Below are 17,240 nucleotides of genomic sequence, written 5' to 3' on the forward strand. Positions count from 1 at the left end.
GGTTGCTTTTGTATACTAATTCAGGCACCAATAAAAAGAAAAACCCCTGACCAACTGTAGTACAGTTAATCAGGGGTTTTCTTAGTAGCGGGAGCTGGACTCGAACCAGCGACCTTTGGGTTATGAGCCCAACGAGCTACCAACTGCTCCATCCCGCGGTGTTTGGTCTGCAAAAGTACGACTACTTTCTGTAAATACAACTAGCTTTTTATAAAAAAGTTTATCCGCTAGCGGAAACGTTTTCTGCTGGCACGGAGTTGTTTGCTAAAGCCGCTGGTAATCAACCAACGGGATCACCTCAAGTATGGAACAGGAAATTACGGAAACTACTCCGGCTGGCGACCCGTCAGTCAACCACAAAGCCGGTTTTATCAGTATTGTCGGAAAACCCAACGTAGGGAAGTCAACGCTGATGAATAAACTCGTTGGCGAACGGCTCTCCATCATCACTGCCAAGGCGCAAACCACCCGGCACCGCATTATGGGTATCCTGAACGGGACCCACAACGGTCAGGAGTTTCAACTCGTTTACTCCGATACGCCCGGCATTATCAAGCCGTTGTACAAGCTCCAGGAATCAATGATGAGTTTTGTGCGCGGTTCCATTGAAGATGCCGACGTAATTCTGTTCGTGACGGACATTTTTGAACTGCACGACGAAAACGACGTTATCGAGCGACTGAAGAAGTCAGAGGTTCCGGTCCTGCTATTAATCAACAAGATCGATCAGGCCACGCAGGAACAGGTTAACGAAAAAATTGCGTACTGGCAGGAGAACTTCACAGCGGAGGAAATTATTCCCATATCGGCCCTCAATGGTTTCAACACGGAACATGTGTTTGAAAGCATCATAAGCCGGTTGCCCCAACACCCGGCCTACTTTCCCAAAGATGAATTGACGGATAAGCCGGAGCGATTTTTTGCCTCGGAGATTATTCGGGAAAAGATTTTTCTGAACTATAAGAAAGAAGTGCCTTACAGCAGTGAGGTAGTCGTTACCGGTTTCAAGGAAAAGGAAGACATCATTGTTATTCAGGCCGAGATTCTCGTTGAGCGCGCTACGCAGCGGGCTATCTTGCTGGGTGAGGGGGGGAAAATGATCAAAAAAACGGGCATCATGGCCCGCGAAGAACTGGAACGGTTTTTTGGCAAAAAAGTATTTTTAGAACAATTCGTTAAGGTCGAACCCGATTGGCGGCAAAAAGAGCGCATGCTCAAGCGGCTGGGATACGACGAGTAAGCACCAGGCGTTAGGAGCGAGTAGTGAGTAGCCGTTCGGTAACCTGAAAACAACCGGATGGATTCTCACTACTCGCTTCCAGCCCCTCACTCCTTCAATAAAAATGGCAAATATTGTTGCAATTGTTGGCCGCCCCAATGTGGGTAAGTCAACCTTTTTTAATCGCCTGACCGAACAGCGGCAGGCTATTATGGATAACCAAAGCGGGGTTACCCGAGACCGGCACTATGGCACGGCTGAGTGGAACAACCAATACTTTTCTGTTATCGACACGGGTGGTTACGTGGTCGGTTCCGAAGACGTGTTTGAAGAATCAATCCGCGAACAGGTTGAGATAGCCATTCAGGAATCGACTGTGTTGTTATTCCTGGTCGATACGCAAACGGGTATAACTGGCCTGGACGAAGACTTCGCCAATGTGTTACGCCGGTCCAATAAACCGGTGTACGTGGTAGCCAACAAAGCCGAAACGGCAGAGCGTTCGCACAGTGCGGCTGAGTTCTACGGGCTTGGTCTGGGTGAACCCTACCCCATCTCGTCAATGACTGGTACCGGTACAGGCGATCTGCTGGATGAGGTTATTAAGCACTTCCCGACAGCGGGTATTGAAAACCCGGACGCAGGCATCCCCCGAATCGCTATTCTGGGCCGCCCCAATGTAGGTAAGTCATCATTTCTGAACGTACTAACCGGTCAGGATCGCAGTATCGTGACGGATATTGCCGGTACAACCCGGGATGCGATTGACACACGCTACAAGGCGTATGGCAAAGACTTTATCTTGACCGATACAGCCGGTATCCGGCGAAAGGCCCGTATTAATGACAACATTGAGTTCTATTCGACCCTGCGCGCCATTAAGGCAATGGAAGAGTCGGACGTGTGTATTATCATGCTCGACGCAACCCGTGGCCTCGAAGCGCAGGATTTAACGATCATTGGTCAGGCTGTAAAAGCTAAGAAAGGCGTGGTCATTATGGTCAACAAATGGGACGCTGTTGAGAAAGATCATCGTACGGCCGATGTGTTGCGAAAAGAAATGATTCAGCGGATGATGCCTATTGATTACGTGCCCATCATTTTCGCATCGGTTCACGAGAAGCAGCGTATTTTTCAGGTGATGGAAAAGGCAATGGAGGTCTTTGAAAACAAGACGAAAAAGGTGACCACCTCCAAACTGAACGAGGCTATGCAGCCCGAAATTGAAAAATATCCACCACCGGCGTTGAAGGGGAAGCACGTAAAAATCAAATACATGCTACAGGTTCCAACGCCTTCGCCCACGTTCGTTTTCTTCTGCAACCTACCTCAGTACGTACAGGAGTCCTACCAGCGTTTTCTGGAGAATCGCCTGCGGGATCACTTCGATTTTACCGGTGTGCCGCTCACGCTCTTCTTCCGGCAGAAGTAACCCGTTGAAGTAATAAAAATCAGCCCATCGACCGTTTAGAAGAATCTAACTGGCCGATGGGCTGATTTTTATATCGTTCCCAGTTTTTAATTTTGGCACCCTGTTTATCGCCTTATGAAGACCATTCGTAAGCCGATACAACTCTGTCCTTTCCCTAATAACTGATTATAATTTTGTGTCCTTTTCTATTAAAAATACATACACATGTATTTTCGGTCAGATAAATTGATAATATTGTCACGGAAAATCACCTTTAAATAAAAAGTGTGCTCACGTTCAGTCGGTTAACGCTTTACATATGTTTATTTTTGGTGTACCTTTCTGCCTTTATCTCCCTTTAAATGCACCTACCATGGTTACTGAAAAAATTGTAGATGATGAAAAGCGTATCGACCGGGCCGCTTACGTCTTGAAAGCCGTAGCACATCCTCTGCGAATAAAAATCATTCATATGCTGAATGAGAATGAAGAGCTAAATGTGTCGGCGATTTACAAAAACCTCAATGCGGAGCAATCTTTAATCTCGCATCACCTGATCAATATGCGGGATAAAGGTATTCTCGACATACGGCGGAGTGGTAAGAATATTTACTATTTCCTGATTGACAAGGCCGTAGCTAATATCATCCACTGCATCTACGAAAGCAAACTAATGTAGTAGTCAATAAAAACAAAAAAAGTCGTCTGAAGTAAACACTACTTCTGGACGACTTTTTTATTGTACCCTATCCGAACAACTCACCTGTCCGGAAATTGGGTACAATACCGAGGTGTATATAGGCTTTCTCCGTTACTTCCCGTCCCCGGGAGGTCCGCTTCAAAAATCCTTCCTGAATCAGGAAAGGTTCGTACACTTCCTCAATTGTGTCGGACTCTTCACCGCAGGCGGTTGAAATAGTAGACAAGCCCACCGGACCACCCTTGAATTTTTCGATAATAGTCAGCAAAATACGGTTGTCCATATCGTCAAGCCCATTCTGATCAACTTCCAGCGCACTTAGTGCGATTTCAGCAATGTCGATGTCAATGATACCCTTTCCTTTCACCTGGGCAAAGTCGCGGGTTCGGCGTAGCAGGTTATTAGCGATGCGGGGCGTTCCCCGACTACGGCGCGCAATTTCGTAAGCTCCCGTGGCATCGATAGGTGTACTCAGAATTGCCGCCGACCGTTGTACAATGCTGGTCAGCAACTCAGCATCATAATACTCCAGCCGACATCTGATGCCAAAACGTGCCCGCAACGGGGCTGTTAGCATACCCGCCCGTGTAGTGGCCCCAATGAGGGTAAATGGGTTTAGTTTTATCTGAACTGTCCGGGCATTAGGCCCAGAATCCAGCATAATGTCAATCTTGTAATCTTCCATTGCCGAATACAGGTACTCTTCCACAATGGGATTAAGCCGGTGTATTTCGTCAATAAACAGCACATCGTTCGGTTGCAGATTCGTCAATAAGCCAGCCAGATCACTGGGCTTGTCCAGCACCGGTCCAGAGGTCATTTTTATGCTGGCATTGAGCTCATTGGCAATGATGTGCGACAGGGTCGTTTTACCCAAACCCGGAGGCCCGTGCAATAACACATGGTCGAGTGCCTCGCCCCGCTGCATAGTAGCCCGGACAAATACTTCAAGGAGTTCGATTTGTTTGGCCTGTCCTGTAAAATCAGTAAAAGAGAGGGGTCTGAGTGCCCGTTCAATTTCTTTATCGGTAGCCGTAAGCCCCTCGTTTGAGCCTTTTAAAAAGTCGTTTCGCATGGTTTTAATTCGTGCAGATCCGGCCAGATTCCACCGTAAAAGCCGTGTTTTTTTGTCCGGTCGTCTACGTCAAATTTACAAAAAAAATGGCACAAAATTGCTATCGAATCAGCAATACCGATCCCCTTTTTGTGGCCCGTCCCCGCTCGGGAAACGACTCGCTTTTAAAGGTCACGGTGTATGGGTAAAGCATTGAAGGATAGGTAGTCCCTTTGTAGGTTCCGTCCCATTTCTGCTCCGGGTTACTCGTGGCAAAAATCACCTCACCCCAGCGGTTATAAATCCTGAATTCATAATCCGTAACGTAGGCTGTAAATACCTGAAGCACATCATTCACTCCATCGTTATTGGGCGAGAAGGCATCGGGCACGTTCACTCTCGGCTCGCACTGATTGAGTACGCGAGCCAGCCCCGTTGCCGTACAACCCAGCGGATCGGTTACCTGCACGGTATACGAGCCCGCCTGGGCTACGGTTATTGCCTTTGTGGTATCATTCCGGTTGAGCCATAGGTATTGCAAACCGGGTGCTCCATTTGCAGAAAGCTGCACCTGACCCTGATCGCCCTCGCACAAAGCCGCCAGTTCCGTGAACGAAAACGCTGGTGGTGGCCGTTCCCCAACGCGTGTACTACTCCGGCCCACGCAACCCGTTTGCGTATTTCTAACGGTCAGGCTATACGAACCCGGCTGAGCAACCAATATCGTTGGCGAAGTCGCCCCATTACTCCACTGGTAAACATTACCGGGCTGATCGCCGGAACGCGGAGCGAGTAGCACCGAAAGACCGGGGCATGTAAGGGTATCAGGCACCAGACGGGCAAAACCAGTACTGTCAAGACCAACTTTTATACTATCTTTAAGTGCTTTACAGCCTAGTATATCGGTCACTTGCACCGTGTAAAATCCCGCATTCGCAGTGCCTAAAACGGGCGTAGTAGTAATCAGGTTGTTGTTCGCATCCAACCAAGCGTAACTGGCTGGCGTTCCTCCCGTAACGGTCAGACTAATGGTGCCGCTGTTAGGTATACTGCATAAAGCGTCTACAATCCTAGGGGCAATGGCCAGTTGATTCGCTGGAGATTTCAGCGTGAAAGCCGTATCTGCTTTACAGGTGTGAACCGTATCGTTTACCGTTACTTTGTAGCCACCTTCGGTTAAACTTGTCTGCTGACTCCCCGTACCCGTCAGGATGGCTCCATCAAAGCGAGTCCAGTCGTACTGATAGATTCCTGTGGGGGTTGGTGTCAGGGCAATGGCCCCATCGGCCGAGGTACAGGTGGTAGGGCCGGTAAGAGCGGCTGCCAGTCGTAACTTCGGTAATTCACTAACCCGGATCGTATCGGAATTTTCGCAGGTTGTGCCATTCACTGTAGCCTGAGCGGTAACGGTATAGGTGCCCGGTGTAGACACCGAGATCGTTTTGGTATTGCCGCCATTGCTCCATTGAAACTGGGTCCATGTCTGTTGCGGAACGGTCAAATTGACCGATGATCGATAACAGAAGAGCGTATCAGGCCCCAGGTCGAGGGACGGTGTAGGCTTGATTTGCACTTCAATCGTATCACTTTTAAAACATTCGCCATTGGCAGCCAACCCCACTACAATATAGTAGCCGGGCCTGTCGAGTTTTATGGTTCGTTGCCTCCCCGCAACGGCCCCATTCACCAGCCAGACGTATACCTTGGCCGTTACTTTTATATCCAGGGTTATTCCTTTCTTATTACAGATAGCGGTATCGGCCCCCAGCTCTATGTCGGGTGGTGTCGCCAATATCGTTAGGGTATCCTTAATCAGCGTGTCTTTACAAATACCCCCCGCGCTGGTTTTGGTAATGATGCGAAGGCTAACAGCATACTGACCGGGCGATACATACGAGTGCGTAACGGGCTTGGTAGCTGTTGTGGAGTAAGGACGGCTACCATCGCCAAAATCCAGCGTGTAGGCTTCCTTTAGTTTCGGGCAGTTTGGCCCAATCTGAAACACAGTCGGTGCGTTTACACAGGTATCGCTGTACATCAGGCCCGGGCCGCTGGATGGATCGTTGAAGTTTGCCACCAGGTTTGGCAGTCCCAGCTGACTGGTTTGTCCACCCAGCGACTGACCAGCCGGATTGTAGATTAAACTGTCGAGCAGTCCCCCATTTGGGTTTTCAATAGTACCGAGGGATTTACTTCCCTCAATAGCCACATAGATACGACCATCTGGTCCAATCTGGATAGAGCCGTACTGGCGCGTTGTACTACTATCGACCACCGTCTTCGACTTTGTCAGCAGCGAGTCTTTTTGCGTCAGATCATACTTCAGAATATACGAACTACCTTTCAGACTACCGTCACTGTTGGTATCCGCCAGCATGGTTACGTACAAACTCTTGCCATCGGGTGAGAACTCGACGCCGTAGGCTTTGGGCGGGGCAGGCCCTAAATCGAGTGTCCGATCAAATTTGAGTACACCCGTAGAGTCATTGAACGTATATAAATCAACCGAGTTTTTGGGTGGCCCCGGAATAACAACGGCCATAGGGCGGGTGGCCTGATTGGCGCTGGATGTGTCGGCAGGACCAATTTTGATGTAACCTTCGGCATTGGCCAGCGAATCAATCACCTGACCGCCCGTGTAGGTTACAGGATCGGCATTGTCGCTGCGGGTCAAATGGCGAACCTCAAACTGATTTGTTCCATACTTACGGGTAATAACCCAGTAGGTAGAGTCACGTTTGTTTTCTACCGACGCCGACTGCTCCGTACCCTGGTTTGCCAGAAGTAGGTTTTTCTCCACAATAGCGCCTTTGCCTCCATTCTGACGCATATCCACTACACTATACGTCAGCGTTTTCTGCCCCCGAATTTCGGAAGTTGTGTACACGTAATACAGGTACTCGCAACCCCGGCAGGTTGGTTTTGGCACAATCAGCGCGGACTGAGTAGAGTTTTTACTCCCTTTCAGCGGCTGCTGTACGGTGTTTGTGTCGCCCGGCACAAGCGATTTTAATGGTGTCCCATCCTTGTCGTAAATGATAATCCCGTCGGTATAAAACAGGAGTATGCCTTTGGTATTGGCAATGGAGGAAGACCCTTCAATCGTATTCAGTTTGCCGTCAGTTATGGGTTTTGGCGACCCGCCACCGCTAAAATCAAGGCCGGCATTTTGTCCAAAATACCACTTCACACCCTGCGATTCCTTTTTCTCCCCACAAACATCAACGTTAATCCGATCCTGGTAAGAACACCCGTTGGGACTAATGGCCTCAACCGAATAACAGCCAGAGCTGTCAACCTGGATACTCTGCGTAGTATCTCCCTTTGGGTACCAGATAAATCGCAGTCCTGATTGAGCCGGACTGCCTGCATACGGATCCAAAGTTATTGTCTCCCCTGTACAGATGGTAGTGTCCGTGCGCCAGTTGGCAAATGGTTGTGGGCGATTATAGACTGTAATCGGTTTGCTGGCTGTTTGCGTTACGCCATTAACCGTCCTTGTCAACCGGATGGTATAAGACCCTGCCTGTTGGTAAACGTGCCGGGCTACTGAATCCCTTTGCTTCGTTACGGTGGTTCCATCGCCAAAATCCCAGACCCGGTTGGTTACACCAGTTAGTACGCTATCCGTAAACACAACAGAGTCCGACTTACATTCTATATCAGGAACACACGTTTTACCACTGATTTTAAATCCCTGTGCCCAGGACGCAGTCTGTCCTGCCAGCAGAAACAGCACGGCCCAAAGTCCAGCAACACGAATAACATGATTAAACCTTACCATGAACAAATAACAAATGAAGCCCACTGCTCAAATTCATTCCCACAACATAACAACAACAAGGGCATTACGTTAGTATAAACGACAGTAATCCGTTAAAATTTTATCGACTCACTGCCATAAAAAGCCGTGAAATTCGCCTAATTTTATTGATTGCTTTATTCTTAAATACTTCGTTTCGGTTGACAACGTTGCAACAATAAAGTTGGCCTAGTCTTTGCCCTGATTTTGCCGTTATGCTCAAAAAATACATACTGACGATTTTGACGCTGGCCCTGAGCCGGATGGTCTTCGCTCAGGATCCTCAATTCACTCAGTTTTACGCGGCTCCCCTTTACCTGAATCCTGCGTTTGCCGGATCAGCACTAGCCCCCCGCATTACGGCAAATTACCGGAACCAGTGGCCTGCCATTACCAACTACGTAACGACGATGGTGGCTGTCGATCATTTCATCGATAAATACAGCAGCGGTATCGGTCTGACGATTCAAAACGATAACCAGGGTCAGGGCCGGATTCAGTCAACGGACATTGGGTTGCACTATGCATACCAGTTTCAGGTGAGCGAGTCCTCCTTCATCCGACTAGGGTTGCAGGGCTCGTACGTCAACCGAAGTATCAATTATTTTGGCCTGACCACGGGCGATCAGTTTACCGACCGGGGATTCATTACGGGCAGTGTTTCCGGGGACCCGGCGTTGCAGGGTGGTTTGCCCTCACAGAAATACCTTGATTTCTCGACGGGGGGACTCTTCTATTCGGACTGGTTTTGGGTGGGCACAGCTGTGCACCATATCAACCGGCCAGACCAGGGATTTTTCATTGGCGGGCGGGACCGGCTACCGGCTAAGGTAAGCGTTCAGGCTGGCCTGCGCATTCCCTTGGGGGGCTTCACCGGGTTGGCTGATGAGGAGGACAGAGAAATCAGCATCTCACCCGTTATCATGTACAAACACCAGGGCAAGTATGACCAGTTGGATCTGGGAGCTTACTTAACGTACTCTCCACTGACGATTGGTGCTTATTATCGGGGTATTCCGTTCAAGAAGTACGATCAGACACTCAATAATAACGATGCGATTGCGGGCTTGATTGGCTGGCGTATGGAAAAGTTTTCCATTGGCTACAGTTATGACCTGACAATATCGACCCTCGGCAATAGCGGTGGCTCCCACGAGTTATCGCTGTCGTATATCTTTGACAAGCCCGAAGGCCGCCGACCCGGCGTTAAACGACGGGATAAAAAACTCCCCTGTCCCAAATTCTGAGGGTTTTCAACGAAGGCTCCCCTCATCTGCGGGTAACGCGTGACCGGCCATAAAACCAGGCTCGTTGGAAAAGACAAAAGCCACATCCATTACTTCTTCGGGTTGCCCCATGCGTTTCATCAGCCTTCGAGGTGGAGCGGACTTCGATGGTTAATTACCAAAAAATGGTTTTGGTGATACCGTTTTGTGTGTTCGCCCGGTCAATTTCCTGAAGCTGAATTAGCAAACCAGTTTGGCTCGGTGTACGGCAATGAATGACGCTACGAGGGCAACCATTGCCCCAACGGCTCCAGACAGGCCCAGCGCAACCCATTTTGACAGTTGAAATTCACTGAACAGAGAATGGAGCCCGGTCATCAGCAGAATAAATACCCCGGCAAAGGCAACAGCCAGTATAACTGACGTGAGCACGGCGGTTCCTACCCAACTGGTAGCTGGAGCCAGAACGGGTTGCAGCTTTTGCGCCACTCGCAGTTTCGTCATGGTCACGAACGTGGCTAGTGTGGTGGCAAAGACTGAAATCAGTACCGTGGGCACCAACAGGTCGACCAGCGTTGGGCTTTCTCCCTTAAAATTGAAGAACGCATCATTACGAAAAATAACGGATGGTGCTACGATATTGATAATCAGGTTCAATACTGTAGCCGTTAGGGCGTTTCGCTGGATAAACTCTTTCATGACACTCGGTAGGTGTTAGGTTCTGGTTAAATCGGCGCGCCCATTGCACCGAGCGTTTTGCCCATCAGGGCACCCATATTAGCTCCTTCGGGTAGTTTACCCTGCCAGTCCAACTGCTCCCATTCTCCCAGCGTATTCGAGGCATCAACCACTAGGTTACAGCGGTCATACCGGCGGGTCATGAACTTCTCCAGCACGGTAGGCAATAAATCATCGGTTCCAAGCAACTCCCCTAATACCACAGCATCCTCAATGGCCAGCCCTGCTCCCTGCCCCAATTGCGGGATAGTCGCGTGAACGGCATCGCCAATGAGCAATACCCGATTTTTGTACCAGGGTGCGGGCAGCAGCAGGGTTTCGAGAGGCCGGTAAATAACCCCTTTGGGATCCGTAATCTGGTCGATAACGGCGCGGATCATCGGTGCTTCGTACTCGGCCAGCAAAGCTTTCATGCGCGGCACCAGTTCCGATTCAGGGATTTTGGGGTCATTTCCCTCCGCCGATACCACGAACATATACATAGTGTTTGCCGTCATCGGTATCAGACCAACTTTCGTTTTCTTCCCGAAGTGAATGTAGCCCGTATCGAGGTCGGCGGGGCGGGGAAACGCATAGCGCCACACCGATTGACCCGTGTATTTCGGTTTATAGTCGCCCATGACCAAACTACGAACGCTGGAATAAACCCCATCCGAACCCACCACCAGATCGTACTGCCCCGTACTACCATCGCTAAAGGTTACAGTTGCCGAATCAGGACCGTTTTCAAGAGCCTTCACGGTTAGTCCCATGCGGGGCTGTACGCCGTTAGTCAAGGCTCCCTGGTGCAGGATTTCGTGCAGTATCCGGCGGGAGATGCCGTTGTGCACAGGCAAACGGCCCATGGGTGGCGTTCCTGCCTGCCCGAACTGGAAACCGCTCGACGAGCACATTTTAACCGGGCCATAGGGAGAACCGTGCTCCATACACTGGTCGGCCAGACCCAGCGCGTCCAGTGCCCGCAGAGCATTGGATGGCTGAATGATACCAACCCCATATACGTCAAACTTGGGTTGTAATTCGGCTAAATCGACCTCAATACCCGCTTTACGCAGGGCTATGCTGGCAGATAAACCGCCAATACCGCCCCCAACGACGAGGGCCTTTTTTATTGAAGACATAAAATTTCAGATTTAGGATGTCGGATTGGGGATTTATTGCTGATGCATAAGCCTTGGTGCCAGTAACAAATCCCCAATCCCGAATCAATTAAATATGGCTACGGCCCGGCACCAGCCCGCGCTGCCGCCTTTTATTTTAGCCGGAAAACAACTAACGGTGAAGCCAAAGGGCGGTAACTGGTCAAGGTTGGCGAGTTTCTCAATCTGGCAGTACTCTTTTTCGCGACCAACGTAGTGCGCAGCCCAGATAACACCGGGACGAGGGTTTTTGACATAGTCTTCGGCCTGGATATGCAGCGGAATATCCCATCCCCAACCATCGGTACCCATCACTTTGATGCCCTGATCGATTAGCCAGTGCGTGGCTTCGGCTGAGGCTCCAACGTGGATTTTCACGAAATCATCATCGTGCAGTCGTTTGTCGGCATCGCAGCGAATTAGTACGATATCGAAGGGTTTCAAAGTGTAGTTGATGGCGGCCAGTTTTTCTTTTAGGTCGTCGGAGGAGAAGCAGTACCCATCGGGTTTATCGGTAAAGTCGAGGACGACGCCATCGTGGAAAAACCAGTCGAGGGGCATCTCCTCAATGGTTCGGGATGGTTTGCCTTCGCTGGTCGGGAAATAGTGCCAGGGGGCATCAATGTGCGTACCGGCATGGCCCGTCAGGTACAGGAACTCTCCGGCGGGGCCATTTCCTTCCAGAAATACAGCCTCCGATGCGCCACCAAAAAGTTTGGAACCCATCTTTTTTGCGCCTTCCTTGTGGTCTTCGTAGTCGATTCGGGTAGGAAGCGGCTCTTTTATATCCGTTGAGATCGTTACGGATAAATCGATGATTTTCATGGCTCGGTTCAGGTTTAGGCAAGTGGTTCAAAATGGTCGACAGCGGGTGGGCTGGCGAAGAAAGGCCCAATAATGGCCCGCCATTGGGCAAACAGTTCCGACTGCCGGAAGCCAACCGTATGGTCGTCCAGCGTTTGCCAGTGAATCAGCAACAGGTAGGTTTCCGGCGATTCAATCCCCCGCTGGAGTTGTAAGTCAATAAAGCCCCCGGCCTGACTAATAACGGCCTGCGCCTTCGGGAACTCAGCTTCAAACTCCGCCTGACGGCCGGCCTGAATGGTAATTAATGCGTGTTCAGTGATCATACAATTTGATTTTTTAGAATACCCAGCCCGTCAATTTCCAGCTCAACTACATCACCAGGTTCGAGCGGGCGGTGGGCCTCAAAATTTGTTTCAATCAGGCTACCCCAGCCCACAGTGCCGGATCCAATAATGTCACCAGGATGCAGCATAACGTCGTTTTCGGAGGCCCGTTCCATCATTTGCCCAAAAGTGTAATGGATGGTGTTGAAGTTGCCGTTGCAGATGGGTTGCCCGTTGATACGGGAGGCCATCCGTACGTTGAAGCGTCCGGTTTCGTCGCGCGTCGGTTCCAGCTCATCTTTCGTAACGATATACGGCCCAATGGCATTGGCGAAATCTTTTCCCTTGGCAGGTCCCAGGTTACACTTCATTTCTTTACCCTGAATAGCCCGTGCGGTGAAGTCATTGAAAATGGTGTACCCAAAAATGTACGCATCGGCCTGATCGGCCGGGATATTCCTGCCTGCTTTGCCAATAATACACCCCATTTCCAGTTCATAATCCATGCGGGTTTCGCGGGCGGGACGGGGAATATTCTGGCCGGGGCCATAAATGGCCTGGTGGTTGGTGAAGTAGAAAATGGGCATTTCGTACCATTCCGGGGCTACCTGATGCCCAAATTTGGACGACGCATTTTTGAGGTGCTGCTCAAAGCCGATATAATCCCGGAAGCTGCGGGGATTTGGCAGCGGAGCCAGTAGCGTCACATCAGCTATAGCATGGGTGGCGGGCAAACTCCGCCAGTTGTTGGCCTGAATCAGTGCCATATACCGCTCATGGTCATCAATGAACGACAACATGTCGACCGGTAAGGCACCATTGCTGATGCGGTGCATGTCCACGACGCCCGTCGCATCGGCTGTGAGCCAGCCCGCACGAGGTTTATTGGTCGAATCGGTGAAGGTTACGAGTTTCATCGGAAAGAATAAAAAGGTTCGTGTTATAGCAGGGTTCTACCCCCGTCAACCGGGATAATACTACCCGTAGTAAATGTCAGCGTAGTAGCCAGTGCCAGCACCGCATTGGCTACATCGATGGCTGTTGCCAGGCGATCCATTGGCGTCAAATCAGCATTGCTTTGTAGAAAAGCGGGGTCGAATCGGCTGGTGTACTCTCCCAAAACCAGCCCCGGCGCCACGGATACTACCCGAATTTTCGGGGCCAGTGAGCGGGCTAGTGAACGCGTCATACTATCAATAGCGGCTTTGGAGGCACAGTAGGCGACATTGCTGCCCAGTCCCGTTTGCCCGGCAATAGACGATATATTCACCACCAGCCCGCCTTCATCGGCCATCAATAATGACTTACAGGCGCGAATCATGGCAAACGTTCCCCGGACATTGGTCTGTAAAATCCGATCTATCCACTCATCCGTCAATCCCTCAAGGTCGTCGTGCGGCACGGGCGTGGTAATGCCCGCATTGTTCACCAGTATATCGAGCCGACCGTACGTTTCGGTAACGAAACCGACCAGTTTTGCCAGCGATGCACTATCCGTAACGGACGCCTGCCGCACGGCGTGTCCATTACCGGGCAGGGTAGCCAGCAGCGCGTCGGCTTTAAGTGGGTCACTGTTGTAAGTAACAATAACCACTGCCCCGGCCTGCGCCAGTTGTCGGGTGATGGCGGAGCCAATACCCCCTGCTCCACCTGTAACGATGGCTACTTTATTCTGTAATGCGCTCATTCTCTAACTAGTTACGATACAGTCTGACTTTTAGCACAGTCAGCTGATTTTCGGGTAAGCTTACCTTTTGTTCATCGCCATTCCAGCGTTTCCCAGCAACAAACTGTTCGTTTTCAAACGTCCCCTCGTCAATGGATAAAAAACCCAGATGGTTGAAGGCGATACCTTCTTTCAAGGCAAAATTCAATTTCACACCATAGCCGACTACGTAAAACTCATCCGCCGAATGCTGAATAATCATAGCCGACCCCAGTGGTTTGGGCGCTCCACCGAAAGGTACTGGAGTGGCAGTGGCCATGGTTGCCGGAGCTGGCTGGGGTGGAGCATCGTTACCGGATAATTCGGCGAAGGTTATTTTATGTTTCCCCACCTGCTCCAGCGATTTACCAAAGTCGATGCTGAATCCATCCATGCCACCGGAACTTGATGCGATAATCTGATAGTCGCCTATATCAATGGCGTGTTCTTTCCGTTTGGGATTGATGTAAACGGCCCTCATCTTCGGAGAGTTGTAATTAGCGGTGATGACGGTAGCCATCTGGCTGATGGTTTCATTCAATCCTGTCAGTATGCGCACATTCGTGGCATTTTCAGGACTTTTGACGGATGGTCCGTCGATACCGAAAGCAGAAAATCCAAGGGCATCAAACTCCCCAATAGCGTACAACGCCCCGGCAGGAACTGGCAGACTTTCGGGAATAAAAAGTGCATTACCACCCCGCACGTAGTTTGAAAAAAGCTCGTCGTACTCAATCGTGTAAACGTTGGGCGAGTAAAAATTCAGTGCCGTACCACCGGCCCGGTAAGCATCCAGCACGTGCGGATTGATGGTTGCGTGGGGATAAAAGCCTTTTTTGTTGTAGAGCCAGCCATTGCAGAAGGCGGGCAAATCCAGTTTCTTTCTACCTTCAGCCGCCACATAGTTGATGTACTTCGAATACTGATACGCCATAAAAAGCTCCTCTGTGTACTGCTTGTGTTCACCCTCGTCGGTACTTTTGCCGAGTACGTCTTCCCACGTCCCTTTCGTTTTATACCCTGTGGCAGCCCAGGCTTTTTCGAGCCCAGGAAACAGTTTTCCTTTGTTAGCCTGTAGATAGCGGACCATCTCAGAAGGCACCGGACTTTGCCATGCTTTCTGGGCCGCCGGAGAATAGTCGCGGTAATTTTCGAAACAGCCCGGCTCGTTTTCTACCTGCATCATAATGATGGTATGCCGTGTATCCACCGCCTGAATATGTTGCATCAGCGCCGTATACGCTTTCGCGTCGGCCTGCCGGTTTTCGTCACTGAATGGCGACAGAATTTCGAGTGTTTTTCCGTCGGCCAGCGTGTACCTTGGAAATCGTTTTGGATTAGTTTTGACCCACTCCGGTGCGTACGCCGATGCCGTGCTTTTCCAACTCCCGAACCATACCAGTGCCACCCGGATGTTTTCTTTCCCGGCTCCATCAATCAGGGCGTCTACCAACTCGAAGTTATATTTCCCTTCAATCGGCTCCACCATCTCCCAGTAAGCGTAGGCAAGTACCGTGTTGACGTTCATCGCTTTCAGGCTTTTCCAAACCTGTTTCAAAGCGGCCGTATCCGAGCCGGTCGAATTATGCAGTTCACCCCCCATCATGATAAACGGTTTGCCATCTACCATTAATTTGGTGGCATTGGCCGTTTTGACCAGTTGCGGTAGTTGGGCATATACGCTATTCGCACTGAATACAGTTAATAGGATAAAACACGCTCGGATGATAGATTTCATTGGTAATCCTGTTTTGATAAAGCCACTAAATGGGCCGGTGCGTCGTTTGATTGCTTAGTCTTCTACTCATTGACTAGCTCACGTTTGCCGTACCGTTCGACGCGCAAATCGGCCTGTGCCTGATGACCGGCAAAGTTTTCGATGGCGCACAGCCGCGAGCAGTATTCTCCAATCATGGCGCTGGCTTCGGCCGTTCTGATTTCCTGATAGGTACAGGTTTTCAGGAACTTACCCACCCATAGTCCGCCGGTGTAGCGGGCCGCTTCGCGGGTGGGCAGGGTATGATTGGTGCCAATCACCTTGTCGCCGTAGGCCACGTTGGTTTTTTCGCCGAGGAACAGACCGCCGTAGTTAGTCATCCGCTCAAGAAACAGACGCGGGTTTTCGGTCATCACCTGCACGTGTTCGCTGGCAATCCGGTCGGCTTCCGAGATCAGTTCATCCACCGTGTCAACCAGAATCACCTGCCCGTAATCGCGCCAGGCTACGCCCGCTACATCAGCAGTAGGCAATGTTTCCAGTTGCCGCTCTATTTCAGCCTGTACGCCATAAGCCAGTTCCGGGCTACTCGTGAGCAGGATGGCGGGCGACGTGGGTCCATGTTCGGCCTGGCCGAGCAGGTCGGTAGCGCAGGTCCGCACGTCGCAGGTATCGTCGGCAATAACCAGCGTTTCGGTTGGGCCGGCAAACAGGTCGATACCCACTTTGCCGTAAAGTTGGCGTTTGGCTTCGGCCACGTAGGCGTTGCCCGGCCCTACCAGCATGTCGACGGATTCTATGGATTCGGTACCGAGCGCCATCATGGCAATGGCCTGCACACCACCGAGCAGGTAAATTTCATCGGCACCGGCCATGTGCATCGCGGCTACCGTAGCCGCCGGAATTTCTCCTTTGATGGGCGGTGTACAGGCAATAACCCGCTTCACGCCCGCCACCTTAGCCGTCAGCACACTCATGTGCGCCGATGCCACCATGGGGTAACGGCCACCCGGCACGTAGCACCCAACGCTGTTGACGGGAATGTTTTTGTGACCCAGAAATACGCCCGGCAGCGTTTCAACCTCCACATCCTGAATAGAGGCCCGCTGAATCTGGGCGAAGTTCCGAATCTGGGTCTGCGCAAACCGGATATCGTCGATTACCTGTTGGGGTAACATGGCTACGATATCACCAATCTGATCCGGCGATAGTCGGAAACTTTCGGGCGACCAATCATCCAATCGGCGCGACAAGGTCCGAACGGCATCGTCACCCCCATCCCGGATATCAGCAATCATTTGCTCGACAGTAGCTCTTACTTTGGCATCGGCCTCGCCCGATTCGGCGTAGGTGATCCCTTTTTTTATCTGTTGTATCACAATGGATTGCTAGTTAACAG

General features: G+C 50.8%; 14 protein-coding genes and 1 tRNA gene. 4 read left to right on the top strand and 11 right to left on the bottom strand.

Translation table 11 applies throughout. The features are described from left to right. Positions 1 to 85: 85 nt before the first annotated feature. Positions 86 to 158 (bottom strand) — tRNA-Met (locus B156_RS0105310). A 146-nt stretch (positions 159 to 304) separates the two neighbouring features. On the opposite strand from B156_RS0105310, the gene era reads away from it, so the two are divergent. The 3 genes from era (at position 305) to B156_RS0105325 (ending at position 3,309) form a co-directional block, all read left to right on the top strand. Then, the gene (gene era / locus B156_RS0105315; RefSeq protein ID WP_018618609.1) at positions 305 to 1,240 is read left to right on the top strand and encodes a GTPase Era; all 936 of its coding nucleotides are present in this window, start codon (positions 305 to 307) and stop codon (positions 1,238 to 1,240) included. A 103-nt stretch (positions 1,241 to 1,343) separates the two neighbouring features. Further along, a complete protein-coding gene (der, locus tag B156_RS0105320; protein WP_018618610.1) occupies positions 1,344 to 2,651 on the top strand; it encodes a ribosome biogenesis GTPase Der in 1,308 nt (435 codons plus the stop codon). A gap of 352 nt (positions 2,652 to 3,003) precedes the next feature. Further along, the gene (locus tag B156_RS0105325) at positions 3,004 to 3,309 is read left to right on the top strand and encodes an ArsR/SmtB family transcription factor (protein ID WP_026260618.1); all 306 of its coding nucleotides are present in this window, start codon (positions 3,004 to 3,006) and stop codon (positions 3,307 to 3,309) included. A 67-nt stretch (positions 3,310 to 3,376) separates the two neighbouring features. Here the strand turns inward: B156_RS0105325 and ruvB are convergent, their stop codons facing one another. Together ruvB and B156_RS0105335 are read right to left on the bottom strand one after the other, a co-directional pair. Beyond that, positions 3,377 to 4,405, bottom strand: coding sequence for a Holliday junction branch migration DNA helicase RuvB (ruvB, locus tag B156_RS0105330; RefSeq protein WP_018618612.1), 1,029 nt, complete (start codon positions 4,403 to 4,405; stop codon positions 3,377 to 3,379). Between the two features lie 100 nt (positions 4,406 to 4,505). Then, positions 4,506 to 8,168: a PKD domain-containing protein gene (locus tag B156_RS0105335; RefSeq protein ID WP_245563692.1), complete on the bottom strand. Its 3,663-nt coding sequence runs from the start codon at positions 8,166 to 8,168 to the stop codon at positions 4,506 to 4,508. Positions 8,169 to 8,401: 233 nt separating this feature from the next. Between B156_RS0105335 and B156_RS0105340 the strand changes: the two genes are divergently transcribed. Then, entirely contained in the window at positions 8,402 to 9,433 is a 1,032-nt protein-coding gene (locus tag B156_RS0105340; protein ID WP_018618614.1) for a PorP/SprF family type IX secretion system membrane protein, read from the top strand. Between the two features lie 219 nt (positions 9,434 to 9,652). Here the strand turns inward: B156_RS0105340 and B156_RS0105350 are convergent, their stop codons facing one another. The 8 genes from B156_RS0105350 to hisD form a co-directional block, all read right to left on the bottom strand. Next, on the bottom strand, positions 9,653 to 10,111 hold the full coding sequence (locus B156_RS0105350) for a hypothetical protein (RefSeq protein ID WP_018618616.1): 459 nt from the start codon (positions 10,109 to 10,111) through the stop codon (positions 9,653 to 9,655). A gap of 26 nt (positions 10,112 to 10,137) precedes the next feature. Beyond that, complete coding sequence (locus tag B156_RS0105355; RefSeq protein WP_018618617.1) at positions 10,138 to 11,271, bottom strand: FAD-dependent monooxygenase; 1,134 nt, start codon at positions 11,269 to 11,271, stop codon at positions 10,138 to 10,140. A gap of 84 nt (positions 11,272 to 11,355) precedes the next feature. After that, entirely contained in the window at positions 11,356 to 12,114 is a 759-nt protein-coding gene (locus B156_RS0105360; RefSeq protein ID WP_018618618.1) for a cyclase family protein, read from the bottom strand. 14 nt (positions 12,115 to 12,128) lie between these two features. Then, positions 12,129 to 12,419 carry an antibiotic biosynthesis monooxygenase family protein gene (locus tag B156_RS0105365; RefSeq protein WP_018618619.1) on the bottom strand — a complete coding sequence of 97 codons (291 nt, stop codon included), beginning with the start codon at positions 12,417 to 12,419 and terminating at the stop codon, positions 12,129 to 12,131. After that, positions 12,416 to 13,336, bottom strand: coding sequence for a fumarylacetoacetate hydrolase family protein (locus B156_RS0105370; protein ID WP_018618620.1), 921 nt, complete (start codon positions 13,334 to 13,336; stop codon positions 12,416 to 12,418). Before B156_RS0105370 ends, B156_RS0105365 begins: the two co-directional genes overlap by 4 nt. Before the next feature lie 23 nt (positions 13,337 to 13,359). Then, positions 13,360 to 14,106, bottom strand: a complete 747-nt coding sequence (locus B156_RS0105375; RefSeq protein ID WP_018618621.1) for an SDR family NAD(P)-dependent oxidoreductase — start codon at positions 14,104 to 14,106, stop codon at positions 13,360 to 13,362. 7 nt (positions 14,107 to 14,113) lie between these two features. Continuing rightward, complete coding sequence (locus B156_RS0105380; RefSeq protein WP_018618622.1) at positions 14,114 to 15,862, bottom strand: DUF5597 domain-containing protein; 1,749 nt, start codon at positions 15,860 to 15,862, stop codon at positions 14,114 to 14,116. A 62-nt stretch (positions 15,863 to 15,924) separates the two neighbouring features. After that, on the bottom strand, positions 15,925 to 17,220 hold the full coding sequence (gene hisD / locus B156_RS0105385; protein ID WP_018618623.1) for a histidinol dehydrogenase: 1,296 nt from the start codon (positions 17,218 to 17,220) through the stop codon (positions 15,925 to 15,927). Between the last annotated feature and the right edge of the window lie 20 nt (positions 17,221 to 17,240).

This window comes from Spirosoma luteum DSM 19990 (assembly GCF_000374065.1).
Taxonomy (GTDB): Bacteria; Bacteroidota; Bacteroidia; order Cytophagales; family Spirosomataceae; genus Spirosoma; species Spirosoma luteum.